At 69.2% G+C, this 16,274-nt stretch carries 12 protein-coding genes and 3 tRNA genes; 7 read left to right on the top strand and 8 right to left on the bottom strand.

The genetic code is table 11. The features are described from left to right. Window positions 1–12 precede the first annotated feature (12 nt). Complete coding sequence (gene dnaG / locus ACIP63_RS04100; protein ID WP_401511267.1) at window positions 13–1,920, top strand: DNA primase; 1,908 nt, start codon at window positions 13–15, stop codon at window positions 1,918–1,920. 232 nt (window positions 1,921–2,152) lie between these two features. Then, a complete protein-coding gene (locus tag ACIP63_RS04095; RefSeq protein ID WP_401511264.1) occupies window positions 2,153–3,229 on the top strand; it encodes an RNA polymerase sigma factor in 1,077 nt (358 codons plus the stop codon). Between the two features lie 39 nt (window positions 3,230–3,268). Here ACIP63_RS04095 and ACIP63_RS04090 read toward each other — a convergent pair whose 3' ends face one another. From ACIP63_RS04090 to ACIP63_RS04075, 4 genes are all read right to left on the bottom strand, one after another. Next, entirely contained in the window at window positions 3,269–5,191 is a 1,923-nt protein-coding gene (locus ACIP63_RS04090) for an ABC transporter ATP-binding protein (RefSeq protein WP_401511261.1), read from the bottom strand. Next, the gene (locus tag ACIP63_RS04085; protein ID WP_401511259.1) at window positions 5,191–6,924 is read right to left on the bottom strand and encodes an ABC transporter ATP-binding protein; all 1,734 of its coding nucleotides are present in this window, start codon (window positions 6,922–6,924) and stop codon (window positions 5,191–5,193) included. Before ACIP63_RS04085 ends, ACIP63_RS04090 begins: the two co-directional genes overlap by 1 nt. A gap of 111 nt (window positions 6,925–7,035) precedes the next feature. Then, window positions 7,036–8,481, bottom strand: a complete 1,446-nt coding sequence (locus tag ACIP63_RS04080) for an FGGY family carbohydrate kinase (protein WP_401511256.1) — start codon at window positions 8,479–8,481, stop codon at window positions 7,036–7,038. Window positions 8,482–8,562: 81 nt separating this feature from the next. Then, window positions 8,563–8,874, bottom strand: coding sequence for a YtxH domain-containing protein (locus ACIP63_RS04075; protein ID WP_362933124.1), 312 nt, complete (start codon window positions 8,872–8,874; stop codon window positions 8,563–8,565). A gap of 171 nt (window positions 8,875–9,045) precedes the next feature. Here ACIP63_RS04075 and ACIP63_RS04070 point away from each other — a divergent pair. From ACIP63_RS04070 to ACIP63_RS04055, 4 genes are all read left to right on the top strand, one after another. Next, window positions 9,046–9,118: transfer RNA gene (locus ACIP63_RS04070), tRNA-Asn, on the top strand. Between the two features lie 5 nt (window positions 9,119–9,123). Next, window positions 9,124–9,196: transfer RNA gene (locus tag ACIP63_RS04065), tRNA-Asn, on the top strand. A gap of 223 nt (window positions 9,197–9,419) precedes the next feature. Continuing rightward, window positions 9,420–9,493, top strand: a tRNA-Ile gene (locus ACIP63_RS04060). A gap of 225 nt (window positions 9,494–9,718) precedes the next feature. Continuing rightward, window positions 9,719–10,531, top strand: coding sequence for a DUF1963 domain-containing protein (locus ACIP63_RS04055; protein WP_401511253.1), 813 nt, complete (start codon window positions 9,719–9,721; stop codon window positions 10,529–10,531). 432 nt (window positions 10,532–10,963) lie between these two features. Here the strand turns inward: ACIP63_RS04055 and ACIP63_RS04050 are convergent, their stop codons facing one another. From ACIP63_RS04050 to ACIP63_RS04040, 3 genes are all read right to left on the bottom strand, one after another. Beyond that, window positions 10,964–11,632, bottom strand: a complete 669-nt coding sequence (locus ACIP63_RS04050; protein ID WP_401511251.1) for an NADPH-dependent F420 reductase — start codon at window positions 11,630–11,632, stop codon at window positions 10,964–10,966. A gap of 72 nt (window positions 11,633–11,704) precedes the next feature. Next, the gene (locus ACIP63_RS04045) at window positions 11,705–12,637 is read right to left on the bottom strand and encodes an SDR family oxidoreductase (protein WP_401511248.1); all 933 of its coding nucleotides are present in this window, start codon (window positions 12,635–12,637) and stop codon (window positions 11,705–11,707) included. A gap of 52 nt (window positions 12,638–12,689) precedes the next feature. Then, window positions 12,690–13,310 (bottom strand): NADPH-dependent F420 reductase, encoded by a 621-nt coding sequence (locus ACIP63_RS04040; RefSeq protein ID WP_401511245.1) that lies wholly within the window; start codon window positions 13,308–13,310, stop codon window positions 12,690–12,692. Window positions 13,311–13,600: 290 nt separating this feature from the next. Between ACIP63_RS04040 and ACIP63_RS04035 the strand changes: the two genes are divergently transcribed. Then, window positions 13,601–14,512: a LysR family transcriptional regulator gene (locus ACIP63_RS04035; RefSeq protein ID WP_401511242.1), complete on the top strand. Its 912-nt coding sequence runs from the start codon at window positions 13,601–13,603 to the stop codon at window positions 14,510–14,512. A 253-nt stretch (window positions 14,513–14,765) separates the two neighbouring features. On the opposite strand, the gene ACIP63_RS04030 is transcribed toward ACIP63_RS04035, so the two are convergent. Continuing rightward, window positions 14,766–16,136: a DUF1996 domain-containing protein gene (locus tag ACIP63_RS04030; protein WP_401511239.1), complete on the bottom strand. Its 1,371-nt coding sequence runs from the start codon at window positions 16,134–16,136 to the stop codon at window positions 14,766–14,768. Window positions 16,137–16,274 lie beyond the last annotated feature (138 nt).

Below are 16,274 nucleotides of genomic sequence, written 5' to 3'. Positions count from 1 at the left end.
TAGACTTCACGCGTGGCAGGCAGGATCAATGACGACGACGTGAAGGCGGTCCGGGACGCGGTCCCGATCGACGCCGTCGTGTCCGAGTACCTTCAGCTGCGCAACGCGGGCGGCGGAAACCTCAAGGGACTCTGCCCCTTCCACGACGAGAAGTCCCCCTCCTTCCAGGTGAGTCCGGCCAAGGGCCTGTTCCACTGCTTCGGCTGCCAGGAGGGCGGCGACACGATCGCCTTCGTGATGAAGATCGATCACCTCACCTTCTCCGAGACGGTCGAACGCCTCGCCGGCCAGGCGGGCATCACCCTGCGGTACGAGGAGGGCGGCTACAACCCCTCCCACCAGCGCGGCGAGCGCATCCGCCTGGTCGAGGCCCACAAGATCGCCGCTGACTTCTACCAGGAGCAGCTGAACGGCCCGGAGGCGGAGATCGGCCGGGCCTTCCTCGCCGCGCGCGGCTTCGACCAGGACGCGGCGGCCCACTTCGGCGTCGGCTACAGCCCCGCGGGCTGGGACCACCTCACCCGCTATCTGCGCGGCAAGGGCTTCAGCGACAAGGAGCTCATCAGCTCCGGTCTCTCCCAGGACGGCCGCCGAGGCCCCATCGACCGCTTCCGCGGCCGGCTGATGTGGCCGATCAGCGACACCTCGGGCGACATCGTCGGCTTCGGCGCCCGCAAGCTCCGCGACGACGACAACGGCCCGAAGTACCTCAACACCCCCGAGACCTCGATCTACAAGAAGTCCCAGGTGCTGTACGGCATCGACCTGGCCAAGAAGGACATCGCCAAGGCGAGCCGCGCCGTCGTCGTCGAGGGCTACACCGATGTCATGGCCTGCCACCTCGCCGGGGTCACGACCGCCATCGCCACCTGTGGCACCTCGTTCGGCAACGACCACATCAAGATCCTCCGACGGCTCCTGATGGACAACGGCAGCGCCCGGGTCATCTTCACCTTCGACGGTGACGCCGCGGGCCAGAAGGCGGCCCTGCGCGCCTTCGAGGACGACCAGAAGTTCGCCGCCGAGACGTACATCGCGATCGCCCCGGACAACATGGACCCGTGCGACCTGCGGCTCGCCAAGGGCGACGACGCCGTCCGGGACCTGGTCGAGCCCCGCACCCCGCTCTTCGAGTTCGCGCTCCGCCAGATCGTCGGCCGGTACGACCTGGAGACCCCGGCCGGCCGGGCCGCCGCGCTCGACGAGGCCGCGCCCGTCGTCGCCAAGATCAAGACGAGCAGCGTGCAGCGAGAGGTGGCCGTCCAGCTCGCCGGCTTCGTCGGCATCCTCGACCAGGAATTCGTCGTCCACCGGGTCAACCAGCTCGCCCAGTGGGCCCGCGGGCGGGGAGACCAGCGAGGACCCGCGCCGGCCTCGCGCGCCGGCAACGCGCAGCACCAGCAGGCCCAGGCCCCCGCGGTCCCGCCCGGCCCCGCGCTCAACCTCCGCAGCCCCGCGCACCGCACCGAGCGCGAGCTGCTCAAGCTCGCTCTGCAGAAGCCCGCCCTGGTCTCCCCGGCGTTCGACGCCTACGGAGTCGACGAGTTCACCGCCCCGCCCTATGCCGCCGTGCGCCAGTGCATCGCGGAGGCGGGCGGCGCGGAGCTGGGCGTCGCGGAGACCCGCGAGTATCTGGTCCAGGTGCTCGACGCGACCCCCGACGACACGGTGCGCAAGCTCGTCACCGAGCTCGCGGTCGAGGTCTTCCACGGCAAGACCATCGACGAGTCGTACGCGGGCCAGCACCTCGTCAACGTCCGCCTCCGCGCCGTCGACCGCAGGATCGACGACGTACAGAGCAGCCTCGCCCGCCTCGGCAGCAATGTCGCCCCGGACCATCTGGCCGCCGCGCAGAACGAGGTCTGGGTCCTCCAGCAGTACGCACAGTCGCTGCGGAGCCACGGCGCCGACGCCCTCTGAGCCTCAGGGCCTGTGTGGAGTTGTCCCGCGGCGTCCACGGGACAACTCCACACAGGCCCTATCAGCACGCCGTTACGCTCCGGACGCAAAAAGTCACCGCACGCCCCTCGTGGCGGCGATGTGTCGTACCCCACACTGGGTGACGGTTCCTGAGTCGTCGGAGCGCGGCCGGTCCGCCCGGGGCGGACCTCCATCCCCGCGGTCCGCCAGCGATCACCTGGAGGTCGCCCCCGTGCAGACCCGGACCGTGCCGACCACGACCGAGCATGTCCCGGCGATTCCCGCGCAGAACCGGGGCACACGTCACCCGGAGACGCCGGGCACGCCCCAGACGGTGCTGGAGGAACCGGTGGAGCCCCCGGAGGCCTCCGAACCGCGGAGCCGCCCGGAAGCGGGCGGCCCGACCTCCGACCTCTTCCGCCAGTACTTACGGGAGATCGGGCGGATACCGCTGCTCAGCGCCGCCGAGGAGGTCGACCTCGCCCGCCGTGTCGAGGCGGGACTCTTCGCCGAGGAACGGCTCGCCTCCACCCCCGACCCCGACTCCCGGCTCGCCTTCGACCTGGACCGGCTCGTGGTCATGGGACGGATGGCGAAGCGCCGGCTCATCGAGGCCAACCTCCGCCTCGTGGTCTCCGTGGCCAAGCGCTACGTGGGCCGGGGCCTGACCATGCTCGACCTGGTCCAGGAGGGGAACCTCGGACTGATCAGGGCGGTCGAGAAGTTCGACTACGCCCGGGGCTACAAGTTCTCCACGTACGCGACCTGGTGGATCCGCCAGGCCATGTCCCGCGCGCTGGCCGACCAGGCCAGGACCATAAGGGTCCCGGTGCATGTCGTCGAGCTGATCAACCGGGTCGTGCGCGTCCAGCGCCGTCTGCTCCAGGAACGCGGCTACGAGCCCACCGCCGAAGAGGTCGCGGCCCAGCTCGACCTGACCCCCGAACGCGTCGTCGAGGTCCGGCGCCTCGCCCAGGAACCCGTGTCCCTGCACGCCCCCGTCGGCGAGGAGGACGACGTCGCCTTCGGCGACCTCATCGAGGACGGCGACGCCGCCTCGCCCGTGGAGACCGCGGCCTTCCTCCTGCTGCGCGAACACCTGGAGGCGGTGCTCTCCACCCTCGGGGAGCGGGAGAGGAAGGTCGTCCAGCTCCGCTACGGGCTCGACGACGGGCGGCCCCGCACGCTCGAGGAGATCGGACGGATCTTCGGCGTGACACGCGAACGCATCCGCCAGATCGAGTCCAAGACGCTCGACAAGCTGCGGGACCACGCCTTCGCCGACCAGCTGCGCGGCTACCTCGACTGAGGGGGCCGGCTCCGCCCACCCGGGCCGGGCCCGCCCCGGTCAGTCGACCTCGGCCAGTGCCTCCGCGAACTGCGCGGCGTACAGGCGAGCGTAGGCCCCCTCGGCTGCCAGCAGCCCCTCGTGCGTGCCCTGTTCGACGATCGAACCGTTCTCCATCACCAGGATCACGTCCGCGTCCCGGATGGTGGAGAGCCGGTGCGCGATCACGAAGCTCGTACGGCCGTGGGCCAGCCGCGCCATCGCCTTCTGGATCAGGACCTCGGTCCGGGTGTCCACCGAGCTGGTGGCCTCGTCGAGCACCAGGATCACCGGGTCGGACAGGAACGCCCGCGCGATGGTGATCAGCTGCTTCTCGCCCGCGCTGACCCCGGCCCCGTCGTCGTCGATGACCGTGTCGTAACCGTCGGGCAGGGTACGGACGAAGCGGTCGGCGTGGGCCGCCCGCGCCGCCTCCTCGATCTCCTCCCGGGTGACCTCGCGCGAGGCGCCGTAGGCGATGTTCTCCGCGATCGTGCCGCCGAACAGCCAGGTGTCCTGGAGCACCATGCCTATGCCCGAACGGAGTTCGTCACGGGACATCTTCGCCGCGTCGACCCCGTCGAGGGTGATCCGGCCGCCCGTCACCTCGTAGAACCGCATCAGCAGGTTGACCAGCGTGGTCTTGCCGGCGCCGGTCGGGCCGACGATCGCGACCGTGTGGCCGGGCTCCACGCTCAGCGAGAGATCCTCGATGAGCGGCTTCTCCGGGTCGTACCGGAAGGACACGTGCTCCAGCGAGACGCTGCCGCGCCGCTCCGCCGGCCGCTCCGCCGGCTCCGGGTCGGGCTCCTGCTCCTCGGCGTCCAGCAGGCCGAAGACCCGCTCGGCGGACGCGATGCCCGACTGCACCAGGTTCGCCATCGAGGCGACCTGCGTCAGCGGCATCGAGAACTGCCGTGAGTACTGGATGAACGCCTGCACGTCACCGATCGACAGCGCACCCGACGCCACCCGCAGACCGCCGACGACCGCGACCAGCACGTAGTTCAGATTCGACACGAACATCATCAGCGGCTGCATGATCCCGCTGTTGAACTGGGCCTTGAACCCCGCCTCGTACAGCGCGTCGTTCTGCTCGGCGAAGTCCTTCGCGGACTCCTCCTGCCGCCCGAACACCTTCACCAGGGCATGGCCGGTGTACATCTCCTCGATGTGGGCGTTGAGCTTGCCCGTCACCTTCCACTGCGCCACGAAGTGCGGCTGCGACCGCTTGCCGACCCGCGCCGCGACGAACACGGACAGCGGGATCGTCACCAGCGCGACCAGAGCGAGCAGCGGCGAGATCCAGAACATCATGATCAGCACGCCGACGATGGTCAGCACCGAGTTGATGAGCTGGCCCATCGTCTGCTGCATCGTCTGCGAGATGTTGTCGATGTCGTTCGTCGCCCGGCTCAGCACCTCACCGCGCTGCTGCCGGTCGAAGTAGGACAGCGGGAGCCGCGCCAGCTTGGTCTGCAGGTCCTCGCGCAGCTGGAAGACGACCCGGTTGATCACCCGGATCGACAGCCGGGTCGACACCAGCATCAGCAGCCCCGCGCCGACGTACACCACCAGCGCCGCCAGCAGGACCTGGCCCACCGCACCGAAGTCGATGCCGTCACCGGGGGTGAAGTCCACCCCGGTCAGCATGTCGGCGAGCCCGCCGTCGCCCCGCTCGCGCAGGCCGTCGATGGCCTGCTCCTTCGTCGTGCCGTCCGGCATCTGCCGTCCGACGACACCCGCGAAGATCAGGTCGGTGGCCCCGCCGAGGATCTTGGGCCCCACCACGGAGAGCGCCACGCTCAGCGTTCCCGCGCCCAGCATCAGATACAGGGAGGACTTCTCCTTGCTGAACCGTCTCAGGAGCCGTTTCCCGGACCCCTTGAAGTCCATGGACCGCTCGGTGGGCCCCGCCATCATCCGTCCGCCCGGCCCGGCCATCAGGCGGCCTCCGCTTCCGTCAGCTGGGAGAGCACGATCTCCCGGTAGGTTTCGTTGCCGTCCATCAGCTCGTGATGGCTGCCCGTCCCGACGACCCGGCCCTCGTCCAGCACCAGGATCCGGTCGGCGTCACGGATCGTGGAGACCCGCTGCGCCACGATCACGACGGTCGCCCCCGCCGTCTCCCGGGACAGCGCACCGCGCAGCGCGGCGTCCGTCGCGTAGTCCAGGGCGGAGAACGAGTCGTCGAAGAGGTAGATCTCCGGCTGCTGCACCAGCGTCCGCGCGATCGCGAGCCGCTGCCGCTGGCCACCGGAGACATTGGTGCCGCCCTGGGCGATCGGCGCGTCGAGCCCGTGTTCCAGCCGCTCCACGAAGTCCTTCGCCTGCGCCACCTCCAGCGCGTGCCACAGCTCCTCGTCGGTCGCGTCCGGATTGCCGTAGCGGAGATTCGTCGCGACCGTCCCCGAGAAGAGGTACGGCTTCTGCGGAACCAGGCTCACGGTCTTCGCCAGCAGGACCGGATCCAGCGTCCGCACGTCCGTACCGTCGACGAGCACATCGCCGTCCGTCGCGTCGAACAGCCGCGGCACGAGCCCGAGCAGCGTCGACTTCCCGCTGCCCGTCGACCCGATGATCGCGGTCGTCTCCCCGGGCCGGGCCACGAGATCGACCGAGCGCAGCACCGGCTCCTCGGCACCCGGGAAGCGGAACTCCGCGCCCCGTATCTCCAGATGGCCGTGCTTGAGCAGCTTCGTGACCGGAGCGGTGGGCGGAACCACGCTCGACTCGGTCTCCAGGACCTCCTGGATGCGCTCGGCGCAGACCTCGGCACGCGGCACCATGATGAACATGAAGGTGGCCATCATCACCGACATGACGATCTGCATCAGATACGCGAGGAACGCGGTCAGCGCCCCGATCTGCATCCCGCCGCTGTCGATGCGGTGCGCCCCGAACCAGACCACGGCGATGGACGACAGGTTCACGACCGTCATCACCGTCGGGAACATCAGGGCCATCAGCCGACCCGTCGACACCGCGACGTCCGTGAGCTCCGTGTTGGCGCCGCGGAAGCGTTCCTCCTCGTAGCCGTCACGGATGAAGGCGCGGATGACGCGGTTGCCGGTGATCTGCTCGCGCAGCACACGGTTCACCGTGTCCAGCCGCTCCTGCATCGTGCGGAACAGCGGCCGCATCCGCCGCACGATGAGGCTCACCGAGACACCGAGCACGGGCAGCACGGCCAGCAGCACCGCCGACAGCGGGACGTCCTGGCCGAGCGCCATGACGACGCCGCCGACACACATGATGGGCGCCGACACCATCAGGGTGAACGCCATCAGGACGAGCATCTGGACCTGCTGCACGTCATTGGTCGTACGGGTGATCAGCGAGGGAGCCCCGAACCGTCCCACCTCGCGTGCGGAGAACGACTGCACCCGGCCGAAGATCGACGCCCGCACGTCGCGTCCCAGGGCGGACGCCGTCCGGGCGCCGTAGTAGACCGCCCCGATGTTGCAGACGATCTGGACGACGCTGACGGCGATCATCACGCCGCCGAATTCCAGGATGTAACCCGTGTCACCCCGAACGACACCGTTGTCGATGATGTCCGCGTTGAGGCTGGGCAGATAGAGGCTCGCACAGGTCTGCAGCAGCTGGAGGAACACCAGCAGCACGATGGGACGTCTGTACGGACCCAGATAGGTCCGCAGAAGTTTTATGAGCACGCGAGTCTCTCGGAGTCGGCGAGGGCAGAGGCCGGTCCATACTCCGGCACCCCCCACCCCGACTGCCAACGCTTTTGTCCAAGTCCCGGTCAAATTCCGGGACCGCGTCGCTCAGGCGGTCCCGCCGAACGCCCCGGGGTGGATCTGGTCCCTTGTCGCCCCGTACTGCTGGCGGACCGCGCGGCCCACGGCGAGCTCCTCACCCGGCTCCAGCACCTGCGCCGCCGCGCCCTGCCAGGCCGGGGGAGTACGCGGGTCGAGCTTCCCCTCCGAGACCCCGAGGGCCCACGCCGCCTGCCGGGCCGCGCCCAGTGCCGCGTACTCCGCGGGCTGCGGCACCACGACCTGGGTCCCGAACAACGCGGGCGCCAGCGCCTGCACGGCGGGCAGTTCGGCGGCGGCGCCCAGCAGGAACACCCGCCGCACCTCCACACCCCGGTCCCGCAGCACGTCCAGGGCGTCGGCCAGCGAGCACAGCATCCCCTCGAAGGAGGCCCGCGCCAGGTGCTCGGGCTTCATCGACTCGCGCCGCAGCCCGCTCAGCGTTCCCGCGGTGTGCGGCAGGTGCGGGGTGCGCTCGCCTTCCAGATAGGGGAGCAGGACGAGTCCCGAGGAACCCGGGGTCGACTTCAGCGCCAGCGCGGACAGTTCGTCGAGGCCCTCCAGGCCCAGCATCTCGGCCGTGCCGCGCAGTGCGCGTACCGCGTTCGACGTGTGGACCACCGGCAGATGCATCCCGGTCGCGTCGGCGAAGGAGGTGATCATCCCCGTCGGGTCGGCCAGCGCCTCGTGGTGCACGGCCATCACCGAACCCGAGGCGCCCAGCGACACCACGGCGTCCCCTACCGCGACGCCCAGCCCGAAGGCGGCGGCCATCGTCTCACCGGTGCCCGCCGAGATCAGCAGACCTTCCGGGGTCGTCCCCGCGGCGTCGGCCGGGCCGAGGACCTCGGGCAGCGCGGCCTGATGGCCGAGCGCGAGTTCCACGAGATCGGGCCGGTAGGACCCGGTCCCCGCCGACCAGTAACCGGTGCCGGACGCGCCACCGCGGTCGGTCGTACGCCGGGCGGGCCGGCCGAGGAGCTGCCACACCAGCCAGTCGTGCGGCTGCAGGACGGCGGCGACGCGCTGGGCGTTCTCCGGCTCCGACCGCACCAGCCAGCGGAGCTTCGCCACGGGCTGCGCGGCCTGCGGCACGGCTCCCACGGCCTCGGCCCAGGGCTGCCGCCCGCCGAGCCCGTCGATCAGATCCGCCGCGGCGGCCTGCGCCCGGCGGTCGTTGCCGAGCAGCGCCGGCCGTACGAGATTGCCCTGGTGGTCCAGCGGAACCAGCCCGTGCTGCTGCGCGGACACACCGATGGCCTGCACGCCTTCGAGCAGCCCTCCTGAGGCCGCCTCACCGAGTGAGAGCAGCCACGCCTGCGGATCCACCTCCGAGGCCTTGGCCTCGATGGGATGCGCGGCGTACCCCTGCCGCAGCACCGCACCGGTGTCCGTGTCGCAGACGACGATGTGCGTGAAGGCGGATGAACTGTCCAAGCCGGCCACTATGCCCATGGACACGATTCTGCCGCACCCGGAGACCGTTCCGTACGCGGACCGTTCCGTACCGGGCGTGTGCCCGGTACGGAACGCGCCTCAGGTGTTCGTCGTACCCCAGTCGTCGCTGCCGCTGTGGCCGTTGCGCTCCCGCAGCGAGCGCACCCGTTCGGAGACGGACACGGGGACCTTGTCCCCGACCTTCTCGCTCACCGAGTGGTACGCCTTGCCGGCGAAGTCCCGGCCACCGTGCGCGGCGGACTCCGCCGCGTTCCGTACGGCGGGATTCTCGGCCAGCGTCTGCGCGGCCTTCTTGAGCTGCTCGTAGCGCTCGCGCCCGGCTCGCGTGCCGAGCACGTAACCGAGCGCCACTCCGGCGATGAACGTGAGCCGGTACCGCATGGCTGCCACCCTTCCTTCGCTCCGTGCGACGTGTGCTGCCCGCCTACCCGCACACACCGAGATCACCCCGGGAGATACCGATTGGCGGAGCACCCCCCTGGTTGCGCTAATGTATGTGTCGCAGCGAACGCGCGCCGCTCGGCAGCCGCCAGGCAGGTACGATTCGAGGCAACGCAGCAATCCCCTGTAGCTCAATTGGCAGAGCAGCCGGCTGTTAACCGGCAGGTTACTGGTTCGAGTCCAGTCGGGGGAGCGCGATCCCCTGTAGCTCAATTGGCAGAGCATTCGGCTGTTAACCGGAGGGTTACTGGTTCGAGTCCAGTCGGGGGAGCGATACGGAGAAGGGCCCCTCGGGGCCCTTTTTCGTGTGCCCGTTCCGTGTGCCCGAGCAGGGCGTCGGTGACTCTTTCGGGGTGATTCCGCACCGCCCGGAACCGGGCAGCACGCAGCGCGGTCTTCATGGTCATGCGAAGCCGACCATCCGCAGCAGGAGATCGTATGACCGGCTATGCTGCGGCAGAAGGCGCGCACACTTGTACGCGCCACGCCGTGACGGGGCGGTAGCTCAGCCGGTTAGAGCAGCGGACTCATAATCCGTCGGCCGTGGGTTCGAGTCCCACCCGCCCCACCCAGCATCCCCAGGCAGAAACGATCTGACCTGGGGAAACGCGTTTTCCGGGGCGTTTTTGCGTGCAGCGTTGGCCGCACGTAGGTGCAGCGAACGTGAGGCTTCAGTTCTTCAAGGCTGATCTCGCATGGCTGTGAGCTGGTCTTTTGTCGCATTGCCCGGTGTACGTCATGCACCGGCCCATGTGTCAGTGCCCGCCACTATGTTCACCGTATGAAACCCGAGATGCTCGGCAAGACGAACCGGTTTCGTGAGAAGGCGCTCGCGGGCGGCGTCCCCTCCGCCGAGGTGGAGAGGTGGCTCGAGGCCGCCCGGCCCTGTGCCACCCTGGCGTCCACCGTGGACGGGCCGGTCGTGGGCCACTTCGGCGGGCCCAACCTGCTTCCCGCCGACGCTCCCCAACTCCCGGCAGGGCTGAAGCTGATCGCGATGCTGGACCTCGCCGCGCTGCCCGACGACACAACGGCTCTGGCACTGCCCCCCGACGGCCGGCTCCTCTTCTTCGCCCAGCTCCATCCCGACGACCTCGACGCTTCCGGCCGTGTGATGTACGTCCCCGCCGGCACGCCCCTCGAGGAACGTCCTGGGGACGACGGCTATGACCGCGCAGAGCTACGGCTGAAGTACGACTTCTCCCTGCCGGACAACACGGTGCTTATCGACCCCGTCGAGCACCCGCACGCCAAGGAACTGCGCCAGGCCTGGTCAGACGTACTGTACGAGGACAGGCACCATCGCGACGAGACTCACCTGCAGATCGACGGATACTCCAGGGACTCCTACGGCGAGGACGACCCCATCACCGCGTCCGCCGCCATGGCGGCAGAGAGGTCAGGGAAGCCAGAGGGCAGGCGGGCCAGCCCATGGGCACGGCCTAGTTCCGACGACTGGGCGCTTCTCGCTCAATGGTATGGCGGCGTCTTGGACCTCGGTAACCTCCGAATCGGCGGTGACGTCTTCTGGACGATCGCGAGGAAGGACGTGAAGGCACGGTGCTTCGATCAGGCGACCGTCCTGGCGTGCTTCGCAGGCCCGTGAGTTGATGTCCGATTCTGGCTGATGCTTGTGGCGGGGATGAAGGTCGCGGCTCGGGTACTGCTTTCTGCCCTATTCGTGGCTGTGTTCCGTGCGGTACTGACCCGTTGTCGCAGCGTGCCAGCGCACTTAAGGCGCGCCTGACCTGGCCTTTTGTCGCGGTTGTCTGAGAGAGCGTCGTGGCGTGATCCCACGGCCGTTCAGGGAGGCTGCCTGAGGCACGCCGCACTCCGCGACCCGGAGAGATGCCCGGCGATGCTGCCGAGGCTCCGGCCAGGAGCTCCTCTCGCGACGGAGAGTCCGCCACCTGGCCAGTTCCTCGCCGGCGGCTCTCGCGTTCGGCTCCGCAGCACCGCCCGCCGCGCACGACCAGCCCGGCGAGGAGCCTGCCCACAGGAAACGCCGGACTTCACCGACGCCCGGGCCGACTTACGGTTACCGCGTTGCGGCGGCCAGTGCCACGCGGATGGCGTCCTCGCCGGCCGGCTGGCCCTTCTCGTTCGAGGCCGGCCCGTACGGGGTCCCCCACACCGGCGTGTCCGTCGCCTGCCGCCAGCTGTCGGCCAGCGGTCCCGCGTCCACCACGCTGTACCCGATGGATTCGATGAACTCGTCCACCACCGCCTTCGCCCGTGCGGAGTCCCCGGCGATCGGCAGGTAGGAACGGTCGGTCGCCCCCGCCGGGCGCGCGAGTGACAGCAGGTGCTTGAAGAAGATGTTGTTGAACGCTTTCACGAGCATGGCCTCCGGGATGTACCGCAGCAGCAGCTCGCTCGAGGTGAGTGACCCACTGTCGAGCTCGGGGATGTGCCCGTCACGCTCGGGGCCGTAGTTGCATGTGTCGATGACCGTCTTCCCGGCCAGTGGCACGGCGGGCAAGCTGGGGAACGCCTTGACCGGCACCGTGACCACGACGATGTCACCGGCCGCCGCGGCCTCCCCGCTCGTTGCCGCGTACGCCCGCGGCCCCAACTCCTCGGCTGTGTCCGCGAGCGTTTCGGGACCGCGCGAGTTGCTGAGCACGACCTGGTGCCCGGCCTCGACGGCCAGCCGCGCGACGGTGCTGCCGATGTATCCGCTTCCGATGAATCCCACAGTCGCCATATTCTCGGTGTCCCTTCAGAAGAGCCGAACCCGTGTCATTTACCGGGCTCGTTGCGATTCGGGTCCCTGCCGTCAGTCGGCGGAGAAGTAGTGGCCGTTGTCCAAATCGGCGAGCAGGCCGGGTCGAGCGGGCTCCCAGCCGAGGGTCCGGCGGGTGATGAGGTTGGACGCCGGGTAGTTCTGCGTGACTATGTTCGCGAGGAACCCGAAGTATCCCGGCACCATCAGTTCGTCCGCGGGAATGCTTACCGCGGGCAGGCCCAGGCGGCTGCCGATGGCCTCGGCGATCTCGCGGAACGGGATGCCCTCGTCCTCGACCGCGTGCCAGTACGTGCCGGCCGGACCCTTTTCCAACGCCAAGCGGAACAACGAGGCGACATCGCGGACGTGCACGGCGTTCCACAGGTTCTCGCCGTCTGCGGGGTAGCCGGCGAAGCCCTTCTCCTTCGCGAGCGCGATCAGCATGGGGAGGAAGCCGGCATCGGTCGTGCTGTGCATGATGTTGGCAATCCGCACGACCGAAGACCGCACTCCCCGTTCGGCGAGACCGATGACGGCGGCTTCCACGACATTGCGAACCCGGAGAGTGCCCTTGTGCTCATCACCGACGGAAAGGGCCGGGTCCTCCTCGGTGGCCGGCCGGCCCAGCTGTCCGGGCGACCCTATGCTCCCCGCCGCGACCAGCGGCTTTCCGGTTCCCGCGAGCGCCTCGCCGTACGCGAGCATGATCGGGAGCTCCGCGGCGGCCACGGCGTCCATCCCGCCGGACGGAAGCAGGTCCTGCCTGTGCGCGACGTGGATGACGCCGTCGAAATCCGCAGCCGCCTTCTTGAGCCCGTCGAGGTCCTCGAGGACGCCCCGGCGCACCTTCGCGCCGCGCGTGGACAGCGCCGCCGCGGCCGTGTCCGAACGGGCCAGGCCGGTGACCTCGTGCCCGGCGGCGATGAGCTCGGGGATGATGTACGAACCGGAATGGCCGGTCCCGCCAGTGACGAAAACGCGCATGCTACTGGTCCTTGTGATTGATGTGGCGCGAGAAGTGGTCGTGCCGGCGCGCTCAGGCAGATGTGTTGACGCCGAGGGTGAAGTCGAAGCTCCCCGCGCCGAAGCGGCCCAGGCCGATCATCACCAGGCCCGTTCCCTCCAGCCAGCGCGCCATTGCCAGGGAGCCGGTGTCCATCGGCCGCAGCCCGAGGCTTTCGATGAACGCCGACACAGTCGCCTTGGCCTCGGTGTCATCGCCGGCGATGAGCACGTCCAGCGGGTTGCCCTGCGCCAGCATGTGACCGAAAACGGTGTTGAACGCCTTCACGACGTGCGCGCCGGCAGGGGCGACCTTGGCGATCTCCTGCGCACCGGAACTGCCGTCGGGGGTCACAAGGCCCTGGGAGTCGGGGGAGACCGGGTTGGTGACGTCGATGATGACCTTGCCGTGCAGTGCGTCCCCGTACTCGCTCACCACAGCCGCCGCGCCGGCGTACGGCACAGCGAGGACAACGATGTCCCCGGCCGGGACGGCGCCGGCCGTCCCGACAGTGGCTCCGACGAGCGCAGCGGCCAATTCCTTGGCCTTGGCCGGGTCGCGGCCGATGATCTCGACGGCGTTGCCGCCGGCGAGCGCCCGGCCCGCCAGGGCGCCGGCCATGTTCCCCAGACCGATAATGCTGATGCTACTCATTGGTGTGCCTGCCTTCTTGAGCTGGATATGACGCCATGCCTAACCCGTCGTTGTTGACGGTCGCGTCGTGTCGTCGACTCCGCCGAACAATGCGACGGACGGCGCCCAATTCCGGATGTGTTCACTCCAGGCCTGCGCCCTGTTGTCACATCCCGATGCCGAATCTCCATTTCGAATTCACTTCGGCACCGTTCGGTACTCATTTAGGTTGCCATTGGCATGAGTTGGTGTCCAAGACCTTTCGAAGCCGTGGTGATACCCTCAAGGCATTACCGGACCGGGAGGCGCCCATGGATCTGGACCTGCGCAAACTGCGTTACTTCGTCACCGTGGCCGACCAGTTGCACTTCAGCCGCGCCGCCGAGGAGCTCCATATCGCGCAGCCGGTGCTCAGCCGGCAGATCCGCGCGCTCGAGCAGGATCTCGGCGCCTTGCTGTTCAGCAGGAACCGCCACGGCGTAGCGCTGACCGACGCGGGCCGACAACTGCTGGCCGACGCCGGTCCGCTGCTTGCCTCCGCGCACGCGGTCCGCCGCCGGGTGACTGTGGCCGCGCGCGGCAGCCAACGGCTCACGGTCGGCTTCCGGGCAGGCATCGCGGTCATCCCGGCGACGCGGGCATTCGAGGCCCGGCACCCGGACGTGGCCGTGGACGTGAAGCGGATCGAATGGGACGACCAGGCCGCGATGCTGCTCGACGGCCGCATCGACGTCGCTTATGTGCGGCTGCCCATCGACGAGGCAGGCCTTCGCGTCGTCCCGCTGTACACCGAGCCGCGGGTGGCGGTGCTGCCCGCCGGCCACCGGTTGGCCGGCAAGGAGGAGGTCACCGAGGCCGACCTGGCCGGCGAACCGCTGGTCTGGCATGCCGACCCGAGCACGCAGCCCACCAGGCGGCCGCACCCTGACGCCGGGTACCTGGTGCGCGGGGTGGACGAGACGCTCGAGCATGTCGCGGCCGGCCGCGGCATCTCGTTCCTGGCCCGTTCGGCGACCGTGTTCTACTCACATCCGGACATCAGCTACGTGCCCATCCCGGATCTGGCGCCCGACCAGGTGTGCCTCGCGGTGGCGGCAACGCGCACCTCGCCGGTGGTCGATGACTTCTTCACCGCGGCTCAGGCGACGGCCGAGATCACGGCAGAATGCGGGAACTATGAAATGTGGCAGCGTGGAGGCGATGCCGCTTCGAAGCAAGGCTGAGCATTTCGGCTGACAACAGCACCGCCAACAGGGAGCACACGGCGAAGGCGTTGAGCTCACGGGCGGAGGCGATGTCGGCGCACAGTGGGTCTTCCTCGGCAACCGCTCGCACGGAATCCGCCCGGCCGGACACAGGCCGGGCGGAACAACGGCTCCGACCAGGATCACACTCGTAAGACCGTGTCCCACGTGGTCGTGCACCCGACGGCCGGCAGCGCCACCACCATGGCGCATGCCGGCCACAGGGCGAGGGTCAGAACGTGCCGGCGGAGTTGCACTTGGCCTTCTGGGTGATGCAGTCCTTCACGCGGTGCCCGAGACCGGCGTTGTCCCAGGCGTTGAAGAAGTCGCCGTGGATGGACGATGCCATGCCCGAGGCCAGCCGGAAGCCCGCGGTGCTGCCGCTGGTCGGATAGCTGACGACGAAGGAGAGGTTGGGGATGGCGACAGGGTAGGCGCCGCTGCACTTGCCGTCGTAGGTGGTCGCCACGTGCGACTTGTGGTCGGGACTGTCGAGGTTCTTGCCGTCCCAGCAGTCGGGGAAGACGAGTTGGTGGGTGAGATGGGCCTTGGGGGCGCAGCGCGGCCAGTTGCCGTCGGCGCTGCGGCCGATCTCACCGCCCTCGCCGGCGCACCAGTACTGGCCCGGCGAGCCCGCCGGGGTGGGCGTCTGGGTCTTGGCGTTGCCCGCGATCATGCGGAACCCCTGCGGGAAGGGCACGGTCGCCGAGGGGTCGGTGAGCCGGGAACCGTAGTACACGATCATGCTCTCGGCTTCGACGGCCTTGTCGCCTTCGTACAGGGTCGGGATCCAGTACGCCGAGAGGTCGTTGGCAGGGGTGCAACTGGTGGGTGTGTTGGTCAGCAGCGACTGGGTCGTGGAGAACGCGTCGGTGCTCCTGTTGCCGAAGAAGCTGTGCATGTGGGACGCACCGGGCAGCCCCGGCAGGACGATGGGGTCGTCCGGCTTGGAGTGGCTGTAGGAGCAGGTGGCGTTGAACTCCGGGACCCGGACGATACCGGCGGGCACGGCGGCGGGCGTCATCGCACGGAACTGCGCCAACTGGGCGTCCCACTTGGCCTGGTCGACGGGGACCCATCCGGCCGCCGGGCTGTCGCCCGCGCCGACGAAGGAGAACCAGTTGATGTTGACGAAGTCACCGGCAGCCGTGCTGCGCAGCACGGCGAACACCGTCTGTGAACCGGTGGGATGGGTGGTGACGTCGGTGGCCTGGGTCGTCCAGGTCTGCCAGCCGCCGGTCGGGGAGACCGGTATGACGGCGAGCAGTGGTCCGGTCAGGCTGCCGGTCCGGAATTCCACCGTGCCCGAGCCGACGGCGGACGCGATCCGGGCCGACACCGTCAGCCGGCCGGCCGCGCCGAGGTCGACGTTGTCGAAGCGCATCCAGTCACCGTCGGCGAGGAACGCGGCGTTCTGCCCGCCCCCGATGTCCCCGGTCGCCTCCGACGCGACACCCGACTGGGCTGCGTAGGACTCGGCCTGGACGGTGACCGTCGCGGCCTGGGCCTGCTGGGTCGATACGGTCAAGCTCAGGGCGGCGGCCAGCACGAGCGCCAGAGTGCTCACCAACAGTGTGTACAGATGGACGGGGTATCTGCGCATCTCACTTCCTTACGGGCATCAGGGGTGACGGGTCTGCTCGCCGAAGTGCGGCGACGGGAGAGCGGGAGGCGGACAGTGGCGTTTGCCCGCAAGGGGAGCCGAGTGTCTCGGAGCGCCGCCCACAGGGGGCGGGCGGAG

Source organism: Streptomyces sp. NPDC088746 (assembly GCF_044751065.1).
Taxonomy (GTDB): domain Bacteria; phylum Actinomycetota; class Actinomycetes; order Streptomycetales; family Streptomycetaceae; genus Streptomyces.
This window is presented reverse-complemented; position numbering and strand designations above follow the sequence as displayed.

Excerpts from the sequence above, each read along its gene's own strand:
- ACIP63_RS04090 (WP_401511261.1), bottom strand. The coding sequence starts at position 5,191 with ATGGCCGGGCCGGGCGGACGGATGATGGCGGGGCCCACCGAGCGGTCC.
- ACIP63_RS04055 (WP_401511253.1), top strand. The coding sequence starts at position 9,719 with ATGCTCGGCAAGACGAACCGGTTTCGTGAGAAGGCGCTCGCGGGCGGC.
- ACIP63_RS04045 (WP_401511248.1), bottom strand. The coding sequence starts at position 12,637 with ATGCGCGTTTTCGTCACTGGCGGGACCGGCCATTCCGGTTCGTACATC.
- ACIP63_RS04030 (WP_401511239.1), bottom strand. The coding sequence starts at position 16,136 with ATGCGCAGATACCCCGTCCATCTGTACACACTGTTGGTGAGCACTCTG.
- ACIP63_RS04040 (WP_401511245.1), bottom strand. The coding sequence starts at position 13,310 with ATGAGTAGCATCAGCATTATCGGTCTGGGGAACATGGCCGGCGCCCTG.
- ACIP63_RS04050 (WP_401511251.1), bottom strand. The coding sequence starts at position 11,632 with ATGGCGACTGTGGGATTCATCGGAAGCGGATACATCGGCAGCACCGTC.
- ACIP63_RS04035 (WP_401511242.1), top strand. The coding sequence starts at position 13,601 with ATGGATCTGGACCTGCGCAAACTGCGTTACTTCGTCACCGTGGCCGAC.
- ACIP63_RS04080 (WP_401511256.1), bottom strand. The coding sequence starts at position 8,481 with ATGGGCATAGTGGCCGGCTTGGACAGTTCATCCGCCTTCACGCACATC.